Origin of the sequence: Pseudomonas sp. HLMP (assembly GCF_046365545.1) — a bacterium.
In the GTDB taxonomy this organism is placed as follows: Bacteria; Pseudomonadota; Gammaproteobacteria; order Pseudomonadales; family Pseudomonadaceae; genus Aquipseudomonas; species Aquipseudomonas guariconensis_B.
Window position 1 is genome coordinate 3,895,429 of record NZ_JBDLLR010000001.1, and the last position, 18,770, is coordinate 3,914,198.

The 18,770-nt window shown below is 65.8% G+C and carries 15 protein-coding genes; 12 read left to right on the forward strand and 3 right to left on the reverse strand.

The features are described from left to right. Positions 1–35: 35 nt before the first annotated feature. From ABFA30_RS17985 to ABFA30_RS18000, 4 genes are all read left to right on the forward strand, one after another. Positions 36–2,627 carry a glycosyltransferase gene (locus tag ABFA30_RS17985; RefSeq protein WP_225787323.1) on the forward strand — a complete coding sequence of 864 codons (2,592 nt, stop codon included), beginning with the start codon at positions 36–38 and terminating at the stop codon, positions 2,625–2,627. 133 nt (positions 2,628–2,760) lie between these two features. Continuing rightward, a complete protein-coding gene (dapE, locus tag ABFA30_RS17990) occupies positions 2,761–3,912 on the forward strand; it encodes a succinyl-diaminopimelate desuccinylase (RefSeq protein WP_225787322.1) in 1,152 nt (383 codons plus the stop codon). Next, the gene (locus ABFA30_RS17995; RefSeq protein WP_253167808.1) at positions 3,912–4,724 is read left to right on the forward strand and encodes a putative RNA methyltransferase; all 813 of its coding nucleotides are present in this window, start codon (positions 3,912–3,914) and stop codon (positions 4,722–4,724) included. The genes dapE and ABFA30_RS17995 overlap by 1 nt, the downstream gene beginning before the upstream one ends. A gap of 18 nt (positions 4,725–4,742) precedes the next feature. After that, the gene (locus tag ABFA30_RS18000; protein ID WP_225787320.1) at positions 4,743–5,120 is read left to right on the forward strand and encodes a hypothetical protein; all 378 of its coding nucleotides are present in this window, start codon (positions 4,743–4,745) and stop codon (positions 5,118–5,120) included. A gap of 97 nt (positions 5,121–5,217) precedes the next feature. Here ABFA30_RS18000 and ABFA30_RS18005 read toward each other — a convergent pair whose 3' ends face one another. Continuing rightward, a complete protein-coding gene (locus tag ABFA30_RS18005; protein ID WP_225787319.1) occupies positions 5,218–5,427 on the reverse strand; it encodes a cold-shock protein in 210 nt (69 codons plus the stop codon). 233 nt (positions 5,428–5,660) lie between these two features. On the opposite strand from ABFA30_RS18005, the gene plsB reads away from it, so the two are divergent. From plsB to ABFA30_RS18020, 3 genes are all read left to right on the forward strand, one after another. Further along, positions 5,661–8,147, forward strand: coding sequence for a glycerol-3-phosphate 1-O-acyltransferase PlsB (gene plsB, locus ABFA30_RS18010; protein ID WP_253090625.1), 2,487 nt, complete (start codon positions 5,661–5,663; stop codon positions 8,145–8,147). Positions 8,148–8,222: 75 nt separating this feature from the next. Continuing rightward, on the forward strand, positions 8,223–8,621 hold the full coding sequence (locus ABFA30_RS18015) for a YbaY family lipoprotein (protein WP_410045766.1): 399 nt from the start codon (positions 8,223–8,225) through the stop codon (positions 8,619–8,621). 33 nt (positions 8,622–8,654) lie between these two features. Continuing rightward, the gene (locus ABFA30_RS18020) at positions 8,655–9,344 is read left to right on the forward strand and encodes a DUF4197 domain-containing protein (RefSeq protein ID WP_225787316.1); all 690 of its coding nucleotides are present in this window, start codon (positions 8,655–8,657) and stop codon (positions 9,342–9,344) included. Positions 9,345–9,423: 79 nt separating this feature from the next. Here ABFA30_RS18020 and ABFA30_RS18025 read toward each other — a convergent pair whose 3' ends face one another. Beyond that, positions 9,424–12,489 (reverse strand): efflux RND transporter permease subunit, encoded by a 3,066-nt coding sequence (locus ABFA30_RS18025; protein WP_410045767.1) that lies wholly within the window; start codon positions 12,487–12,489, stop codon positions 9,424–9,426. 6 nt (positions 12,490–12,495) lie between these two features. Then, a complete protein-coding gene (locus tag ABFA30_RS18030; protein ID WP_225787314.1) occupies positions 12,496–13,596 on the reverse strand; it encodes an efflux RND transporter periplasmic adaptor subunit in 1,101 nt (366 codons plus the stop codon). 181 nt (positions 13,597–13,777) lie between these two features. Between ABFA30_RS18030 and ABFA30_RS18035 the strand changes: the two genes are divergently transcribed. The 5 genes from ABFA30_RS18035 (at position 13,778) to ABFA30_RS18055 (ending at position 18,768) form a co-directional block, all read left to right on the forward strand. Then, the gene (locus ABFA30_RS18035; RefSeq protein WP_225787313.1) at positions 13,778–14,410 is read left to right on the forward strand and encodes a TetR/AcrR family transcriptional regulator; all 633 of its coding nucleotides are present in this window, start codon (positions 13,778–13,780) and stop codon (positions 14,408–14,410) included. Positions 14,411–14,513: 103 nt separating this feature from the next. Continuing rightward, positions 14,514–15,609 (forward strand): peptide chain release factor 2 gene (gene prfB / locus ABFA30_RS18040; RefSeq protein ID WP_225787312.1). Its coding sequence is split into 2 segments (ribosomal slippage): positions 14,514–14,585 and positions 14,587–15,609, totalling 1,095 coding nucleotides; the frame shifts between segments, so codons are not numbered across the junction. A 123-nt stretch (positions 15,610–15,732) separates the two neighbouring features. Next, positions 15,733–17,235 carry a lysine--tRNA ligase gene (lysS, locus tag ABFA30_RS18045; RefSeq protein ID WP_253079931.1) on the forward strand — a complete coding sequence of 501 codons (1,503 nt, stop codon included), beginning with the start codon at positions 15,733–15,735 and terminating at the stop codon, positions 17,233–17,235. A 233-nt stretch (positions 17,236–17,468) separates the two neighbouring features. After that, on the forward strand, positions 17,469–18,173 hold the full coding sequence (locus ABFA30_RS18050) for a TetR/AcrR family transcriptional regulator (protein WP_225787310.1): 705 nt from the start codon (positions 17,469–17,471) through the stop codon (positions 18,171–18,173). A gap of 46 nt (positions 18,174–18,219) precedes the next feature. Beyond that, a complete protein-coding gene (locus ABFA30_RS18055; RefSeq protein ID WP_225787309.1) occupies positions 18,220–18,768 on the forward strand; it encodes a hypothetical protein in 549 nt (182 codons plus the stop codon). Positions 18,769–18,770 lie beyond the last annotated feature (2 nt).

Genomic DNA, 18,770 nt, shown 5'->3' on the forward strand with positions numbered 1-18,770 from the left:
GCCCCGCTCCTCTCCTCGGAACCTCGAATACACGTATGTCATCACGCAAATTCGGTCTCAACCTGGTGGTGGTGCTGGCCATCGCCGCGCTGTTCACCGGCTTCTGGGCATTGGTCAACCGCCCTGTCTCGGCCCCCGCCTGGCCCGAGCAGATCTCCGGCTTCTCCTACTCACCGTTCCGCCTCGGGCAAAGCCCGCAGAAGGGGCAGTTTCCGAGCGAGGCGCAGATCCGCCAGGACCTGGAGCAGTTGAGCGGGTTGACCGACAGCATCCGCATCTACACCGTCGAAGGTAGCCAGGCACAGATCCCGCGCCTGGCCGAGGAGCTTGGCCTGCGGATTACCCTGGGCGTGTGGATCAGCCCGGACCTGGAGCGCAACGAGCGCGAGATCGCCAAGGCCATCGAGCTGGCCAACACCTCACGCAGCGTGGTACGGGTCGTGGTGGGCAACGAGGCGCTGTTCCGCGAAGAGATCACCCCCGAGGCGCTGATCCAGTACCTGGACCGGGTACGCGCCGCCGTCAAGGTACCGGTGACCACCAGCGAGCAATGGCACATCTGGAAGGCGAACCCGCAACTGGCCCGGCACGTCGACCTGATCGCCGCGCACATCCTGCCCTACTGGGAGTTCGTGCCGATGCAGGACGCCGTGCAGTTCGTCCTCGAACGCACCCGCGAGCTCAAGCAACAGTTCCCACGCAAGCCGCTGCTGCTGTCGGAAGTCGGCTGGCCGAGCAATGGCCGCATGCGCGGCGGCGCCGATGCCACCCAGGCCGACCAGGCGATCTACCTGCGCACCCTGCTCAGCACGCTCAATCGTCGGGGCTACAACTATTTCGTCATCGAAGCCTACGACCAGCCCTGGAAAGCCAGCGACGAAGGCTCGGTGGGCGCTTACTGGGGCGTGTTCAACGCCGAACGCCAGCAGAAATTCAACTTCGAAGGCCCAGTGGTGGCGATCCCGCAGTGGCGCGCCCTGGCCGTGGCCTCGGTGGTGCTGGCGATGATCGCCCTGGCGGTGCTGCTGATCGACGGCTCGGCCCTGCGCCAGCGTGGCCGCACCTTCCTCACCTTCATCACCTTCCTCTGCGGCTCGGCCCTGGTGTGGATCGCCTACGACTACAGCCAGCAGTACAGCACCTGGTTCAGCCTGACCGTCGGATGCCTGCTGGCCCTGGGCGCCATCGGCGTGTTCATCGTCCTGCTCACCGAAGCCCATGAACTGGCCGAGGCGGTGTGGATCAGGAAACGCCGCCGGGAGTTCCTGCCGGTGCAGGCCGATACCGCCTACCGGCCCAAGGTCTCGATCCACGTGCCCTGCTACAACGAACCACCAGAGATGGTGAAGCAGACCCTCGACGCCCTCGCCGCCCTCGACTACCCCGACTACGAAGTGCTGGTGATCGACAACAACACCCGGGACCCGGCCGTGTGGGAGCCGCTCAAGGCGTATTGCGAGCGGCTCGGCGAACGCTTCAGGTTCTTCCACGTGGCGCCCCTGGCCGGTTTCAAGGGGGGCGCGCTGAACTACCTGATCCCGCATACCGCCAAGGACGCCGAAGTGATCGCGGTGATCGACTCGGACTACTGCGTCGACCGCAACTGGCTCAAGCACATGGTGCCGCACTTTGCCGACCCGAAGATCGCCGTGGTGCAATCGCCCCAGGACTACCGCGACCAGCACGAAAGCACCTTCAAGAAGCTGTGCTACAGCGAGTACAAGGGGTTCTTCCATATCGGCATGGTCACCCGCAACGACCGTGACGCGATCATCCAGCATGGCACCATGACCATGACCCGCCGCTCGGTCCTGGAAGAACTGGGCTGGGCCCAGTGGTGCATCTGCGAGGACGCCGAGCTGGGCCTGCGGGTCTTCGAGCGGGGCTATTCGGCCGCCTACGCCCACCACAGCTACGGCAAGGGCCTGATGCCCGATACCTTCATCGACTTCAAGAAACAGCGCTTGCGCTGGGCCTACGGCGCCATCCAGATCATCAAGCACCACGCCGGGGCGCTGCTGCGCGGCGAGGGCAGCGAGCTGACCCGTGGCCAGCGCTATCACTTCCTGGCCGGCTGGCTGCCATGGATCGCCGATGGCATGAACATCTTCTTCACCGTCGGTGCCCTGCTCTGGTCGGCGGCGATGATCATCGTCCCGCACCGGGTCGACCCACCGCTGATGATCTTCGCCATCCCGCCGCTGGCACTGTTCTTCTTCAAGGTCGGCAAGATCATCTTCCTCTACCGCCGCGCCGTGGGCGTCGACCTCAAGGACGCCTTCGCCGCCGCCCTGGCGGGGCTGGCGCTGTCGCACACCATCGCCAAGGCGGTGCTGTATGGCTTTTTTACCAGCAGCATGCCGTTCTTCCGCACGCCGAAGCATGCCGACAGCCACGGCCTGCTGGTGGCGATCGCCGAGGCCCGCGAGGAACTGTTCATCATGCTCCTGCTGTGGGGGGCGGCGCTGGGCATCTATCTGGTCCAGGGCTTGCCCGGCACGGACATGCGCTTCTGGGTGACGATGCTGCTGGTGCAGTCGCTGCCGTACCTGGCGGCGCTGGTGATGGCCTTGCTGTCGTCGCTGCCCAGGCCGGCGACCAAGGCAGCCGAGGCCAAGGCGGCCTGATACCGGGGCCGCTTCGCGCCCCATCGCCGGCTTGCCGGCGATGGGCTGCAGCCCAATGTCCCGTGCCCGCCGGCACCGTTTGATATAAGATAACGCCCCTGTTTCCCGCCCTGCCTTGCCCCCGGAGTCCTTCATGACGGCCCCAGCCGAGCTCTCGCCCACCCTTCAACTGGCCTGCGACCTGATCCGTCGCCCCTCGGTCACCCCCGTCGACGCCGACTGCCAGGCCCAGATGATGCAGCGCCTGGAGGCCGTCGGCTTCCAGCTCGAGCCGATGCGTATCGAGGAGGTCGACAACTTCTGGGCCACCCATGGCACCCAGGACGGTCCGGTGCTGTGCTTCGCCGGCCACACCGACGTGGTTCCCACCGGCCCCGTGCAGGCCTGGCAGCATGAGCCGTTCGACGCCTTGATCGACGCCGAAGGCATGCTCTGCGGCCGTGGCGCCGCCGACATGAAGGGCAGCCTGGCGTCCATGGTGGTGGCCAGCGAGCGCTTCGTGCGCGACTACCCCAACCACCGTGGCAAGGTCGCCTTCCTGATCACCAGCGACGAGGAAGGCCCGGCCCACCACGGCACCAAGGCCGTGGTCGAGCGCCTGGCCGCGCGCAACGAGCGCCTGGACTGGTGCATCGTCGGCGAACCGTCGAGCACCAGCCTGCTCGGCGACGTGGTCAAGAACGGCCGCCGCGGCTCGCTCGGCGCCAAGCTGACCGTACGCGGCAAGCAGGGCCACGTGGCCTACCCGCACCTGGCGCGCAACCCGATCCACCTGGCCGCGCCGGCCCTGGCGGAATTGGCCGCCGAGCACTGGGACGAGGGCAACGCCTTCTTCCCGCCGACCAGCTTCCAGATCTCCAACCTCAATTCGGGAACCGGTGCGACCAACGTGGTGCCGGGCGAACTGACCGCGCTGTTCAACTTCCGTTTCTCCACCGAGTCGACGGTCGAAGGCCTGCAGCAACGGGTCGCGGCGATCCTCGACAAGCACCAGCTCGACTGGTCGATCGACTGGGCGCTGTCGGGCCTGCCGTTCCTCACCGAGCCGGGTGAACTGCTCGATGCGGTGTCGTCGAGCATCACGGCGGTCACCGGTCGCCAGACCCAGCCGTCCACCAGCGGCGGCACCTCCGATGGCCGCTTCATCGCCACCCTGGGTACCCAGGTGGTGGAGCTCGGCCCGGTCAACGCCACCATCCACCAGGTCAACGAGCGCATCCTGGCCAGCGACCTCGAGCTGCTGACCGAGATCTACTACCAGACCCTGGTACGGTTGCTCGCCTGATGCTCGCCTGCCCTCTCTGCCAGGCCGCCCTGACCCGGCTCGACAACGGTGTGCTGTGTCCGGCCGGGCACCGCTTCGACCGGGCCCGCCAGGGCTACCTGAACCTGCTGCCGGTACAGCACAAGAACAGCCGCGACCCAGGCGACAACCAGGCCATGGTCGAGGCGCGCCGGGACTTTCTCGACGCCGGCCACTACGCACCGGTGGCACGCCGCCTGGCCGAACTGGCCGCCGAGCGCCAGCCCGGCAGTTGGCTGGACATCGGCTGCGGCGAAGGCTACTACACAGCGCAGATCGCCCAGGCCCTGCCCGGCAGCGACGGCTATGCCCTGGACATCTCCCGGGAGGCGGTCAAGCGCGCCTGTCGCCGCGCCCCGGCGGTGACCTGGCTGGTGGCGAGCATGGCCCGGGTCCCCCTGGTCGATGCCAGCTGCGACTTCATCGCCAGCGTGTTCAGCCCGTTGGACTGGCAGGAAGCCAAGCGGCTGCTCAGCCCCGGCGGCGGCCTGCTGCGGGTCGGCCCGACCAGCGGTCACCTGATGGAACTGCGCCAGGTGCTCTACGATGAAGTGCGGCCCTACGCCGACGACAAGCACCTGGCCCTGGTGCCCGAGGGCATGGCCCACGCCCATGGCGAGGTGCTGAAGTTCACGCTGGCCCTGGCGGCGCCCAAGGCCCGTGCCGACCTGTTGGCCATGACCCCGCACGGCTGGCGAGCCAGTGCCCAGAAACGGGCGCGGGTGATCGACCAACCCGAGCCGTTCGAGGTCACCGTATCCATGCGCTATGACTATTTCGTGCGCCAAGACTGAGCACACCCGGAGCCCTTTATGCGCCAACCCGATATCGAGATCTACCTGAAGGACACCGACGTCGACCACAAGCAGATCGCCGCGTGGCTCGGCCAGGCATTGGGCCCTTGCAGCGAGTGGCAGCAGAAAGGCCAGACCTGGAAGTGCACGGCCGGTAACATTCCAGTCACCTGGGTACCCAAGGCTGTAGGGAAATGGAACAGCCTGTTCCTGGAAAGCGACCAGACCCCATGGGACGACGACATCGCCTGCGCGCGCGCCGCCTATGCCGCACTGGGCGTCGAAGTGCGTTGCGCGCCGGGCAGTTGGGTCGAGGAAGATGGGGAAGAAGATGCCGATCGCTGGATCCGCATCAGCGCCGACGGTGAACAGGAAATCACCTGGCGCACGGGTTGAAGCTGCAAGCTCAAGCTGCAAGACAGATCGCATCAAGCTGCAAGTCACACGGTCAACTTGCAGTTTGAAGCTTGTGGCTTGCAGCCCGGAGCGCGCCTCAGAGGCCGACTACGTCCTCGGCTTGCAGGCCTTTCTGGCCCTGCACCAGGGCGTATTCCACCCGCTGTCCTTCGACCAGGGTCCGATGCCCCTCACCGCGGATCGCCCGATAGTGGACGAACACATCCGCACCACCTTCGCGCTGAATGAAGCCATAGCCTTTGGCATCGTTGAACCACTTCACATTCCCAGTCTCACGAGACGACATCTGAACTACTCCGGATTTTTATTTTGAAGATCGCCGTGCAGGCACAGGGTCATCACCCCATGCCGACGCAGCTTGCCGAAATATCCTGCAAGCTGCGGACCGAGTATATGACAGGGAACAAAAAAATTTCATGACTGGGGCGCTAATTGGCGGATTTTGCCGAACTTGCGCGGATACGGCAGACTAACTGGCTGGAATATCACCCGAAAAATCTCATCCAGGGCACACACCCCATGACCCGTTCCCCCCTGCGCCGCCTGATCTTCGGCGCCTTGCGTCGCCTGTTGTACCTGTGGGTGCGCTCCGAGACCATCAACCAGTCCTCCCTGACCCTGCAGCTCGACCGTGGTCGCCCGGTGTTCTACGCCCTGCCCTCGCCGTCGCTCACTGACCTGGCCGTGCTGGACCGCGAATGCACCAAGGCGGGGCTGCCACGCCCGGTCCTGCCCGTCGCCGTGGGCTCGCTGCAGGAGCCGGCAGGCTTCTTCTACCTGACGCCCGACCCTGACTGGCTGGGCCGCCACGACAAACGCGGTGCGCCACCGACTCTCGAACGCCTGGTCGCCGCGGTGAGCCAGCACGCCGAGGAAGACGCGCAGGTCATCCCGGTCAGCGTGTTCTGGGGCCAGTCGCCGGCCAGCGAGTCGAGCCCGTGGAAGCTGCTGTTCGCCGACAGCTGGGCGGTGACCGGGCGCCTGCGCCGCCTGCTGACCGTGCTGATCCTGGGGCGCAAGACCCGAGTGCAGTTCTCCGCACCGATCCACCTGCGCGAACTAGTGCAGCACAACAAGGGCCATGAGCGCACCGTGCGCATGGCCCAGCGCCTGCTGCGGGTACACTTTCGCAACCTCAAGACCGCGGTGATCGGCCCGGACATCTCCCACCGGCGCAATCTGGTCAAGGGCCTGGTGCACGACCCACTGGTACGCCAGGCCATCGCCGACGAGGCCGAACGGGCGCAGATCCCCTACGCCAAGGCCGAAGCCCAGGCGCTGCGCTATGGCAACGAGATCGCCTCCGACTACACCTACACCGCGATCCGCTTCCTCGAAGTGGTGCTCAGCTGGTTCTGGAACAAGATCTACGACGGCATCAAGGTCAACCACATCGAGCAGGTACAGGGCATCGCGCCGGGCCACGAGGTGATCTACGTGCCCTGCCACCGCAGCCACATCGACTACCTGCTGCTGTCCTACCTGCTGTTTCGCAACGGCCTGACGCCACCGCACATCGCCGCCGGCATCAACCTCAACATGCCGGTGATCGGCGGCCTGCTGCGCCGTGGCGGGGCCTTCTTCATGCGCCGCACCTTCAAGGGCAACCCACTGTACACGGCGGTATTCAACGAATACCTGCATACCCTGTTCACCAAGGGCTTCCCGGTGGAGTACTTCGTCGAGGGCGGGCGCTCGCGCACCGGGCGCATGCTGCAGCCACGCACCGGCATGCTGGCGATCACCCTGCGCAGCTTCCTGCGCTCGTCACGTACACCGATCGTCTTCGTACCGGTGTACATCGGCTACGAGCGAGTGCTGGAGGGCCGCACCTACCTGGGAGAACTGCGCGGTGCGAGCAAGAAGAAAGAGTCGATCTTCGACATCTTCAAGGTCATCGGTGCGCTGAAGCAGCGCTTCGGCCAGGTCTACGTCAACTTCGGCGAGCCGATCCGCCTGGCGGGCTTTCTCGACCAGCAGCAACCCGGCTGGCGTGAGCAGGTGCTGGCCCCGCAGTTCCGTCCGGCCTGGCTCAACGAGACCACCACGCGCCTGGGCGAGACCGTGGCCCGGCACCTGAACGAGGCGGCGGCGATCAACCCGGTCAACCTGGTGGCTCTGGCGCTGCTCTCCACCAGCCGCCTGGCCCTGGACGAGCGGGCTTTGACCCGGGTCCTGGACCTGTACCTGGCCTTGCTGCGCCAGGTGCCCTACTCGCCCCACACCACCCTGCCCGAAGGCGACGGCAAGGCGCTGATCGAGCACGTGCGGCGCATGGACCTGCTGGCCGAACAGACCGATGCCCTGGGCCGCATCCTCTACCTGGACGAAGCCAACGCGGTGCTGATGACCTACTACCGCAACAACGTCCTGCACATCTTCGCCCTGCCGGCCCTGCTGGCGAGCTTTTTCCAGAGCAGCTCGCGGATGAGCCGCGAACTGGTCGGCCAGTACGTCCGGGCGTTGTATCCCTACCTGCAGGCGGAACTGTTCCTGCGCTGGGCACCGGAACAGCTCGACGAGGTCATCGATCAATGGCTCGAGGCGCTGGTCGGCCAAGGCCTGCTGCGCTTCGAGAACGGCGTCTACCTGCGCCCGGCGCCCAGCTCCCGGCAGTTCGTCCTGCTGACCCTGCTGGCCCGTGCCATCACCCAGACCTTGCAGCGCTTCTACATGGCCACGTCGCTGTTGCTCAACAGCGGCCAGCACAGCCTGACCGCCGAGGAGCTGGAAGACCTGAGCGTGATGATGGCCCAACGCCTGTCGATCCTGCATGGCCTGAATGCCCCCGAGTTCTTCGACAAGACCCTGTTCCGCCACTTCATCCAGACCCTCGTCCAACAGGGCGTGCTGCGCCCGGACGGCAACGGCAAGCTGGGTTACCACGACAAGCTCGGCGAACTCGCCGAAGGCGTGGCCAAGCGCGTGCTGTCGGCGGAACTGCGCCTGTCGATCCGCCAGGTGGCGCTGCACCGCGAGGAAACCCTGGAAGCCGTGGCCAGCTGAGGCTTCGCCCCGGGCGAAAATCCGTTAAAGTCCTTGGGTTGGCCAAAAGCCGGCCCCAAGGACACCGGAGATTCCATGAAAAAACTCTTCATGCTGTGTTGCGCATCCCTGCTTGCAGCCTGTTCCAGCCATACCCCGTCGAACCAGGCCAGCCTGGAGGGCGAAGTCTTCTACCTGCAACGCATGGCCCTGCCGCCGAGCGCGACCTTGAGCGTGAGCCTGCAGGTCGTGTCGCTGATGGACGCCCCGGCGGTGACCCTGGCCAGCCAGGCCGGCCCGGTCAAGGGCAATGTCCCGCTGCCGTTCCACCTCACCTACGACCCGGCCCAGGTCAAGCCCGGCCACCGCTACGCGGTCAGCGCACGCATCGAGCTGGACGGCAAGCTGCTGTTCATCAATACCGAGCACCATGGCGTCAAGCTCGACGGCAGCGACCCGCAGCCGGTGCGGATCAAGGTCGATCCGGTGCGCTGACCCCTGTTCATGTTCAACCATAAGGAAATCCCCATGATTCGCTCCTCCCTGCGCCTCACCACCCTGTGCGCCGGCCTGCTGCTGTCGGCCAGCGCCCTGGCCCTGTCGCTCGGCGACCTGACCCAGAAGGACGCCACCGGTGGCCTGAAGGACGCCCTCACCCAAGGCACCCAGATCGCCGTCAAGCAACTGAGCACGCCGGGTGGCTTCAACGACAACCCGGACGTGCGCATCGAGCTGCCGGGCAACCTCGGCAAGGCTGCCAAGGCCATGAAGATGTTCGGCAAGGGCGAGCAGGTCCAGGCCCTGGAAGACAGCATGAACAAGGCCGCCGAGGCCGCCGTGCCACAGGCCCAGACGATCCTCGTCGACGCGGTGAAGAAGATGACCGTGACCGATGCCAAGGGCATCCTCAGCGGCGGTGAAGACGCCGCCACCCAGTACCTGAACAAGAGCAGCCGCGAAGAGATTCGCGCCAAGTTCCTGCCGATCGTCAAGCAGGCCACCGACAAGGTCGGCCTGGCCCAGCAATACAACAACTTCGCCGGGCAAGCGGTGGCCCTCGGCGTGGTCGACGCCAAGAGCGCCAACATCGAGAACTACGTGACCGAGAAGGCCTTGGACGGCCTGTTCGAGATGATCGCCAAGCAGGAGCAGAGCATTCGCCAGAACCCAGCCGAGGCGGCGACCAGCCTGGCCAAGAAGGTCTTCGGAGCACTCTGACGCAGCCGCAAGCTGCAAGCTGCAAGCTGCAAGCTGCAAGCAAGAGCGAGACCGCGCCGCGATCCGCTTTTACTTGCAGCTACCCCTTCCGCACCCTGAACCACGCCGCATATAGCGCCGGCAGGAACAGCAGGGTCAGCACCGTGGCCACGATCAGCCCCCCCATGATCGCCACCGCCATCGGCCCGTAGAACACGCTGCGCGACAGCGGGATCATCGCCAGCACCGCCGCCAGGGCAGTCAGCACGATGGGCCGGAAACGCCGTACCGTGGCCTCGATGATCGCCTGCCAACGCTCCAGGCCGCTGGCGATGTCCTGTTCGATCTGGTCCACCAGGATGACCGAGTTGCGCATGATCATCCCCGCCAGGGCGATGGTGCCGAGCATGGCGACGAAGCCGAACGGCTGGCGGAACACCAACAGGAACAGGGTCACGCCGATCAGCCCCAGCGGCGCGGTGAGAAACACCATCACCGTGCGCGAGAAACTGCGCAGCTGGATCATCAGCAGGCTCAACACCACCACGATGAACAGCGGCATGCCAGCGTTCACCGATTTCTGCCCGCGCTCGGCATCCTCCACCGTGCCACCGACCTCCAGCAGGTAGCCATCCGGCAATGCGTCGCGCACCTGCTGCAGGGTCGGCAGGATCTGCTGCACCAGCGTCGCCGGCTGTTCCTTGCCGTAGATATCGGCGCGCACGGTGACCGTCGGCAGGCGATTGCGGTGCCAGATGATGCCTTCCTCGAAACCGTACGCCAGGGTCGCCACCTGCGACAGCGCCACGCTCTGGCCATTGTCGGTGGGCACGGCCAGGCTGCCCAGGTTGCCCAGCTCGCTGCGCTCCTGCGGGGTGCCGCGCAGGAGAATCTCGATCAGTTCGTTGTCTTCGCGGTACTGGCTGACCGTGGTGCCGGTCAGCGAGCTCTGCAGGAAACTCGACAGGTGCGCGGTGCTCACGCCCAAGGCCCGCGCCCGGTCCTGGTCGATCTCGAGGAACACCGCCTTGCTCGGCTCCTCCCAGTCCAGGTGGACGTTCACCAGGTGCGGGTTCTCGCGAACCTTGGCCGCCACCTCGCGGGCCAGGGCACGGACCTTCTCGATATGCTCGCCGGTGACCCGGAACTGCACCGGATAACCCACCGGCGGGCCGTTCTCCAGGCGCGTGACCCGTGAGCGCAGGTCGGGGAACTGCTCGTCGAGCGTGGCGATCAACCAACTGCGCAGCGTCTCGCGATCCTCCAGGCTCCTGGCCAGCACCACGAACTGGGCGAAGCTGGCGGCTGGCAACTGCTGGTCCAGCGGCAGGTAGAAGCGCGGCGAGCCGGTGCCGACATAGGCCACGTAGTTGTCGATGCCCTGCTGCTGGCGCAGCAGAGCTTCCAGGCGCTTGACCTGCTCGGCGGTGTTGCTCAGGGAGGCGCCCTCGGCCAGCTTGAGGTCGATCATCAGCTCGGGGCGCCCCGAGGCCGGGAAGAACTGCTGCGGCACGAAACGGAACAGCAGGATGCTGCCGACGAAGGCGGCGATGGTCAGCACGATCACCGTCTTGCGCCGGCGCACGCACCATTCCACCACACGTCGCACACGCTGGTAGAACGGCGTGGCGTACGGGTCCGGCGCATGCGCGCCACTGCCCTGGCGCGCTGCGTGGCGCTTGGCCAGGTCGGGCAACAGCCGCTCGCCCAGGTAGGGCACGAACACCACCGCGGCGACCCAGGAGGTGAGCAAGGCGATGGTCACCACCTGGAAGATCGACCGGGTGTACTCGCCGGTGCTCGACGCCGCCGTGGCGATCGGCAGGAAACCCGCCGCGGTGATCAGGGTGCCGGTGAGCATCGGGAAGGCCGTGCTCGTCCAGGCGTAGCTGGCCGCCTTGAGCCGGTCGAAGCCCTGCTCCATCTTGATCGCCATCATCTCCACGGCGATGATCGCATCGTCCACCAACAGGCCCAGCGCCAGTACCAGGGCGCCGAGGGAGATCTTGTGCAGGCCGATGCCGAAGTAGTGCATGGCCGCGAAGGTCATGGCCAGCACCAGCGGGATCGCCAGCGCCACCACCAGGCCCGTGCGCAGCCCCAGGGAGAAGAAACTCACCAGCAGGACGATGGCCAGGGCCTCGACCAGCACCTGGACGAACTCGCCGACCCCGGCCTTGACCGCCGCGGGCTGGTCCGACACCTTGCGCAGTTCCATGCCCGCCGGCAGGTTGCGCGCCAGGCGGGCGAACTCCGCCTCCAGGGCCTTGCCCAGCACCAGGATGTCGCCGCCGTCCTTCATCGACACCGCCAGGCCGATGGCATCCTCGCCCATGAAGCGCATGCGCGGCGCGGGAGGGTCGTTGAACCCCCGGTGCACCTCGGCGACATCGCCGATGCGCAAGGTGCGGTCGCCGACACGGATAGGGAACTGGCGGATCTGCTCGACACTGTCGAAACGCCCGCTGACCCGCAGTTGCAGGCGCTCGCTGGCGGTCTCGAAGAACCCTGCGGTGCTGACCGCGTTCTGCTCCTGCAGCGCCTGCTGCACCACCTGCAGGGGCACGCCGAGGGTAGCTAGCTTGATGTTCGACAGTTCGATCCAGATCTTCTCGTCCTGCAAGCCGACCAGCTCGACCTTGCCCACGTCCTTGACCCGCTGCAGCTGGATCTGGATGCGATCGGCGTAGTCCTTGAGCACGGCATAGTCGAAACCGTTGCCGGTCAGCGCGTAGATATTGCCGAAGGTGGTGCCGAACTCATCGTTGAAGAACGGCCCCTGGATCTCCGGCGGCAAGGTGTGGCGGATGTCCGCGACCTTCTTGCGGATCTGGTACCAGAGCTCGGGGATGGCATCGGAGTGCAGGGAGTCGCGGGCCATGAAGGTCACCTGGGACTCGCCAGGCCGGGAGAACGAGACGATCCGCTCGTATTCGCCGGTTTCCATGAGCTTCTTCTCGATGCGCTCGGTGACCTGGCGCGAGACCTCCTCGGCGGTGGCCCCTGGCCACAGGGTGCGGATGACCATGGCCTTGAAGGTGAAGGGGGGATCCTCGCTTTGCCCCAGCTTGGTGTAGGACATGGCACCGACCGCCGCCAGCAGGATCATCAGGAACAGCACGATCTGGCGGTTGCGCAGCGCCCAGGCGGAAAGGTTGAAACCCATCGGGACTTACTCCTTGGCCGCCAGGTTCACTTCACGGTTGCTACGGTCCACAGGCCGCACCTGCTGGCCTTCGCGCAGCACATGACCACCGGCGGCGACCACCCAGTCGTCCGCCGCCAGACCCTCCAGCACCGGCACGCTATCGGCACCGTAGGGGCCGAGGCGAACCACCGCGCGCTCCAACCGACTGTCTTTGTTCACCCGCCAGACATAGGCCTGGCCCTGCTCGGCGGTGACGGCCGAGAGCGGTACCGACAACGGCGAGCGTTCGGCATGGGCGATGAATACCCGGGCGCTCTGGCCCAGTTCGGCCGGCGCCTTGGCCGAGGTGAAGGCGATGCGCGCGGCGAAGGTCCGCGAGCGTGGGTCGGCCGCCGGCGACAGCTCGCGGATGCGCCCTTCGTAGCGCTGGTTGGGGTGCGACCACAGCTCCACGCTGACCGTCTGCCCCACGGCAAAACGGGCGAACTGCTGCTCCGGCAGGCCGATGGCCACCTCACGCTCACCGTCGGCGGCCAGGGTGAACACGGTCTGCCCGGCCGCCACCACCTGGCCGACCTCGACCTGGCGCTTGGCGATGACGCCTGCCTGGGGGGCGCGCAGCACGGCGTATTCGGTCTGGTTGCCGGCGACTTCGAACTCCGCACGGGCCTGCTTCAGGCGCGCCAGCCCCGCGCGGTAGAGGTTCTCGGCATTGTCGAACTGGGAACGGCTGACCATCTGCCGCTCGAGCAGCTTCCGGTAGCGGTCACGCTCGGTACGCACCAGCGCCAGGTTGGCCTCGGCGGCAGCCAGTTGGGCGCGGTTGGCCTCCAGTTGCAGGCGCACGTCCTGTGGGTCGAGCTCGGCCAGCGGCTGGTCGGCCTTGACCCGCTGCCCCTCCTCCACCAGGCGCTTGCTGACCTTGCCGCCGATGCGGAAGGCCAGCTCCGGCTCGAACCGCGCCCGTACCTCGCCCGGGTAGCTGTCGGCAGAGGCACCGGTTGGCTGGGGCTGGACCACCAGCGCCGGACGTGGGGCGGCCGGTGCCGCGGTTTCCTGGCCACAGGCGGCCAGCAGCAGGGCCACGGCGGCGGACAGAGCGATGGGCAAGGCATGACGCAACATGGTGAATGACCTTTCGCAAGGAACGCATCGAATATTTATACTGGCGAGTATATTAAGTCAGGGAAGCGGGGTGTGGAAGCAGGCACAGCGGCGAAAACGCAACGACGTCGCGACATCCAGAGCAGCGGTATGACCCACGACCCGGTAAGATGGTCGCTCCTCCAACCAGATACGGATTCCAATGCCCAACGACGCACCCATCGGCCCCGGCCGGCCCAAGGACCTGGCCAAGCGCGAGGCCATCCTCGAAGCGGCCAAGACGCTGTTCCTCAGCCTTGGCTATGCCAACACCAGCATGGATGCGGTCGCTGCGGCGGCAGGTGTTTCGAAGCTCACCGTCTACAGCCACTTCACCGACAAGCAGACCCTGTTCGGTTCGGCGGTCATGGCGACCTGCCAGACCCAGTTGCCCGACCTGATCTTCGAACTGCCCGAAGGCGTGCCGCTGGAGCAGGTGTTGCTGAACATCGCCCGGGGGTTCCACGCGCTGATCAGCAGCGACGAGTCGGTCAAGCTGAGCCGGCTGATCATTGCCCTGGGCAGCCAGGACCCAGGGTTCGGCCAGTACTTCTGGGAAGCCGGGCCCAAGCGGGTGCTGGGTGAAATGGAGGCATTGCTGCGCTGCGTCGGCGAGCGGGGGCTGTTGCGCATCGACAACCCGTGGCGCGCGGCCGAGCATTTCTTCTGCCTGGTCAAGGGGGCGCCGGACTATCGCCTGCTGCTGGGCTGCGCGCCGCCCCTGCAAGGAGATGAGGCCGAGGCGCATGTGCGGGAAGTGGTCGGGTTGTTCATGCGGGCCTATCGAATCCAGTAGCCCGCAGCAGCGGCGGCACGGGACAAGTGGGGGTGGGAGGCACCCCTCATACTCGGTTATACTCGCGGGCTTTTCACCGAATTCGCACGAGAGCCGCGCACCCATGGAAATCCAACCGATCCTGAACACCATCAAGGACCTTACCGAGCGTTCCCAGTCCATTCGGGGGTATCTTTGACTACGATCAAAAAGCTGACCGCCTGATCGAAGTCAACCGCGAACTGGAAGACCCTGCCGTCTGGAGCAAGCCCGAATATGCCCAGGGGCTGGGCCGCGAGCGCGCCATGCTGGCGCAGGTCGTCGAGACCCTGGACAAACTGTCCGGCGGCCTGGCCGACTGCAAGGACCTGCTCGACATGGCCGTCGAGGAAAATGACGAAGGCGCCGTAGGCGACGTCGTGACCGAGCTGGAGGGCCTGGAAGAACGCCTGGCACAGCTTGAGTTCCGTCGCATGTTCAGCGGCGAGATGGACATGAACAACGCCTACCTGGACATCCAGGCCGGCTCCGGTGGTACCGAGGCGCAGGACTGGGCCAACATCCTGCTGCGCATGTACCTGCGCTGGGCCGACAAGCGCGGTTTCGACGCCACCATCATGGAACTGTCCGAGGGTGAAGTCGCCGGTATCAAGGGCGCCACCGTGCACATCAAGGGCGAATACGCGTTCGGCTGGCTGCGTACCGAGATCGGCGTGCACCGCCTGGTGCGCAAGAGCCCGTTCGACTCCGGTGCCCGTCGCCATACCTCGTTCTCGGCGGTGTTCGTGTCGCCCGAGATCGACGACAAGGTCGAGATCGAGATCAACCCGGCTGACCTGCGCATCGATACCTACCGCTCCTCCGGTGCCGGTGGCCAGCACGTAAACACCACCGATTCGGCAGTGCGTATCACCCACGTGCCGACCAACACCGTGGTCAGTTGCCAGAACGAACGCTCCCAGCACGCCAACAAGGACACCGCCATGAAGATGCTGCGGGCCAAGTTGTACGAGATGGAGATGCAAAAGCGCAACGCCGCCTCGCAGGCGCTGGAAGACAGCAAGTCGGATATCGGCTGGGGCCACCAGATCCGCTCCTACGTACTCGATGACTCGCGTATCAAGGACCTGCGTACCGGCGTCGAGCGCAGCGACTGCCAGAAGGTCCTGGATGGCGACCTCGACCAATACCTGGAAGCGAGCCTCAAGCAGGGGCTTTGAACCGCACACCGATACCGCGATGCAAGCTACGGCCCGTTCCCCGAGCGGGCCTGCCCAGGCCACCGAAGCGCCGCGATCCCTGCCTGGCAGGGGCAACGAACCCGTGATGGAAAGATTGACGACATGAGCGACCTCAACACCGCACCGCAAGACCTGCAACAGGAAGAAAACGCCCTGATCGCCCTGCGCAAGGAAAAACTTGCCGCCGAGCGCGCCAAGGGCCAGGCCTTCCCCAACGACTTCCGCCGCGACAGCTATTGCGACGACCTGCAGAAGCAGTACGTCGACAAGACCAAGGAAGAGCTGGAAGCTGCAGCGATCCCGGTCAAGGTCGCCGGCCGCATCATGCTCAACCGTGGCTCGTTCATGGTCATCCAGGACATGACCGGGCGCATCCAGGTCTACGTCAACCGCAAGACCCTGCCGGAAGAAACCCTGGCCGCGGTCAAGACCTGGGACCTGGGCGACATCATCAGCGCCGAAGGCACCCTGGCCCGTTCCGGCAAGGGTGACCTGTACGTCGAGATGACCGACGTGCGCCTGCTGACCAAGTCGCTGCGCCCACTGCCAGACAAGCACCACGGCCTGACCGACACCGAGCAGCGCTACCGCCAGCGCTACGTCGACCTGATGGTCAACGAGGACACCCGCAAGACCTTCCGCGTGCGTTCCCAGGTGATCTCGCACATCCGCAACTTCCTGGCCAAGCGTGACTTCCTCGAAGTCGAGACGCCGATGCTGCAGACCATCCCCGGCGGCGCCGCGGCCAAGCCGTTCGAGACCCATCACAACGCCCTGGACATGGCCATGTTCCTGCGCATCGCGCCGGAGCTGTACCTCAAGCGCCTGGTGGTCGGCGGCTTCGAGAAGGTGTTCGAGATCAACCGCAACTTCCGCAACGAAGGCGTCTCGACCCGGCACAACCCCGAGTTCACCATGCTCGAGTTCTACCAGGCCTATGCCGACTACAAGGACAACATGGACCTCACCGAGGAGCTGTTCCGCGAGCTGGCGCAGTTGGTCCTGGGCAGCACCGACGTGCCGTACGGCGACAAGGTGTTCCATTTCGGCGAGCCATTCGCCCGCCTGACCGTGCTCGAGGCCATCCTCAAGTACAACCCGGACATCACCGAGGCCGACCTGCAGGACGTCGACAAGGCCCGTGAAATCGCCAAGCGAGCCGGCGCCAAGGTGCTGGGCCACGAGGGCCTGGGCAAGCTGCAGGTGATGATTTTCGAGGAGTTGGTGGAGAGCAAGCTGGAGCAGCCGACCTTCATCACCGAGTATCCGTTCGAAGTCTCGCCGCTGGCCCGTCGCAACGACCAGAATCCGAGCGTCACCGACCGCTTCGAGCTGTTCATCGGTGGCCGCGAGATCGCCAATGCCTACTCCGAGCTCAATGACGCCGAGGACCAGGCCGAGCGCTTCATGGCCCAGGTGGCCGAGAAGGACGCCGGCGACGACGAAGCCATGCACTACGACGCCGACTTCGTCCGCGCCCTGGAGTACGGCATGCCGCCGACCGCCGGCGAAGGCATCGGCATCGACCGCCTGGTGATGCTGCTGACCAACTCGCCGTCGATCCGCGATGTGATCCTGTTCCCGCACATGCGTCCACAGGCCTGAGCATCCTGAACAAGCCGCCTTTCGAGGCGGCTTTTCTTTGGGCGGCAAGCGACAAGTTGCACGCCACAGGAAAGCGCCATTCGGCATGCACCGCGCCGGTCAGTTAAGATTTCCAGCTGTCATTTGGGGCCGCTTCGCTGCCTGGCTGCGCACAGGCTTTTTCTTGTAGCTTGACGCTTGCAGCTTGCATCCCACCGCTTCCACTTTCAGAGGTACCCGACGTGACACCCGCAATGGCCCAACAAGGCGCGGCAGGCGTGGCCACCGCCGTCGCCGAAAGCGTGCAGTACCAAGGGCGCAAGACCGCCCGCCAGGGCAGCGAACAGCGCCGCCAGCAGATTCTCGACGCCGCCATGCGCATCGTCGTGCGCGATGGCGTGCGTGGCGTGCGCCACCGGGCGGTGGCCGCCGAGGCGGGAGTGCCACTATCGGCCACCACCTACTACTTCAAGGACATCGAGGACCTGCTCACCGATACCTTCGCCCAGTACGTCGAGCGCAGCGCCGCGTACATGGCCAAGCTGTGGGCCAATACCGAGGTGGTATTGCGCCAGTTGCTCGCCCAGGGCGACGGCAGCCCGCAGTCGCGTGCACGCTTGGCCGACGAGGTGGCACGCATGACCGCCGACTACGTCAGCCGCCAGTTCCACAGCCGCCGCGACTTCCTCATGGCCGAACAGGCCTTCCGCCAGGAGGCGCTGCTGTGCCCGCGCCTGGCCGAGCTGGTGTGTGCCCACGAGCAGATCCTCCTGCAGGGTGCGCGGCAGATGCTCCAGGTCGTCGGGTCGCGCCATCCCGAGCAGGATGCCCAGATGTTGACGGCGATAATCGAGCAGATGGAATATCAGTGCCTGCTCAAGGACGCGAATTCTCAAGCCGATGGGCAGATGCTCGCTATCCTTACCCGGTACCTGCATCTGGTGCTGGCATCGGCCTGAGCTGCGAGCGGCCCGGGCTGGCCCCGACCTTTTCAAGGAGAACCCGATGAAAGCCTGGCGTGTGGTGTTGTTGACCTTGTCATTCCTGCTGCTGGGCGGCTGTCTGGTGACCTTCCACGAACCCTTGCCCAGCAACCAGGCCGCGCCCAGGGAACTGCTCGGCAAATGGAGCAGCAAGGACGCCTGGGGCGAGCCCCTGACACTGGCCATCAGCCGCAGCGGCGCCGATGCCTACCGGGCAGTGGCCACGGCCAAGGGCAAGGCCCCCGAGGAATACGTCTTCACCGTCTCCCGCCATGGCAACCGCTGGTACCTGTCGGCAGGCGTGCCCAAGCGCCTGGGTGGCAACTTCCTGATCGGCGGTTTCGAAGTGATCGACGGCAAGGAACTGGTGGTCTACAACCTCGATGTCGACCAGGTCCAGGAGGCGGTGGGGCAGAAGGAACTGAGCGGGCGCAGCACCGAGGGGCTGGAGGACAACGGCCCGGGCGTGCTGATCGACAGCCCGGCGGAGCGGGTCCTGGCCTACCTGGACGATCCGGCCAATTCCGACCTGTTCGTCGAAGTGGCGCGTTTCCAGCGCGTGGGCAGATAAGC

Bases quoted from the DNA above. Each gene is read 5' to 3' on its own strand.
- ABFA30_RS17985 (WP_225787323.1), top strand. From the start codon at position 36: ATGTCATCACGCAAATTCGGTCTCAACCTGGTGGTGGTGCTGGCCATC.
- dapE (WP_225787322.1), top strand. From the start codon at position 2,761: ATGACGGCCCCAGCCGAGCTCTCGCCCACCCTTCAACTGGCCTGCGAC.
- ABFA30_RS17995 (WP_253167808.1), top strand. From the start codon at position 3,912: ATGCTCGCCTGCCCTCTCTGCCAGGCCGCCCTGACCCGGCTCGACAAC.
- ABFA30_RS18000 (WP_225787320.1), top strand. From the start codon at position 4,743: ATGCGCCAACCCGATATCGAGATCTACCTGAAGGACACCGACGTCGAC.
- ABFA30_RS18005 (WP_225787319.1), bottom strand. From the start codon at position 5,427: ATGTCGTCTCGTGAGACTGGGAATGTGAAGTGGTTCAACGATGCCAAA.
- plsB (WP_253090625.1), top strand. From the start codon at position 5,661: ATGACCCGTTCCCCCCTGCGCCGCCTGATCTTCGGCGCCTTGCGTCGC.
- ABFA30_RS18015 (WP_410045766.1), top strand. From the start codon at position 8,223: ATGAAAAAACTCTTCATGCTGTGTTGCGCATCCCTGCTTGCAGCCTGT.
- ABFA30_RS18020 (WP_225787316.1), top strand. From the start codon at position 8,655: ATGATTCGCTCCTCCCTGCGCCTCACCACCCTGTGCGCCGGCCTGCTG.
- ABFA30_RS18025 (WP_410045767.1), bottom strand. From the start codon at position 12,489: ATGGGTTTCAACCTTTCCGCCTGGGCGCTGCGCAACCGCCAGATCGTG.
- ABFA30_RS18030 (WP_225787314.1), bottom strand. From the start codon at position 13,596: ATGTTGCGTCATGCCTTGCCCATCGCTCTGTCCGCCGCCGTGGCCCTG.
- ABFA30_RS18035 (WP_225787313.1), top strand. From the start codon at position 13,778: ATGCCCAACGACGCACCCATCGGCCCCGGCCGGCCCAAGGACCTGGCC.
- lysS (WP_253079931.1), top strand. From the start codon at position 15,733: ATGAGCGACCTCAACACCGCACCGCAAGACCTGCAACAGGAAGAAAAC.
- ABFA30_RS18050 (WP_225787310.1), top strand. From the start codon at position 17,469: ATGGCCCAACAAGGCGCGGCAGGCGTGGCCACCGCCGTCGCCGAAAGC.
- ABFA30_RS18055 (WP_225787309.1), top strand. From the start codon at position 18,220: ATGAAAGCCTGGCGTGTGGTGTTGTTGACCTTGTCATTCCTGCTGCTG.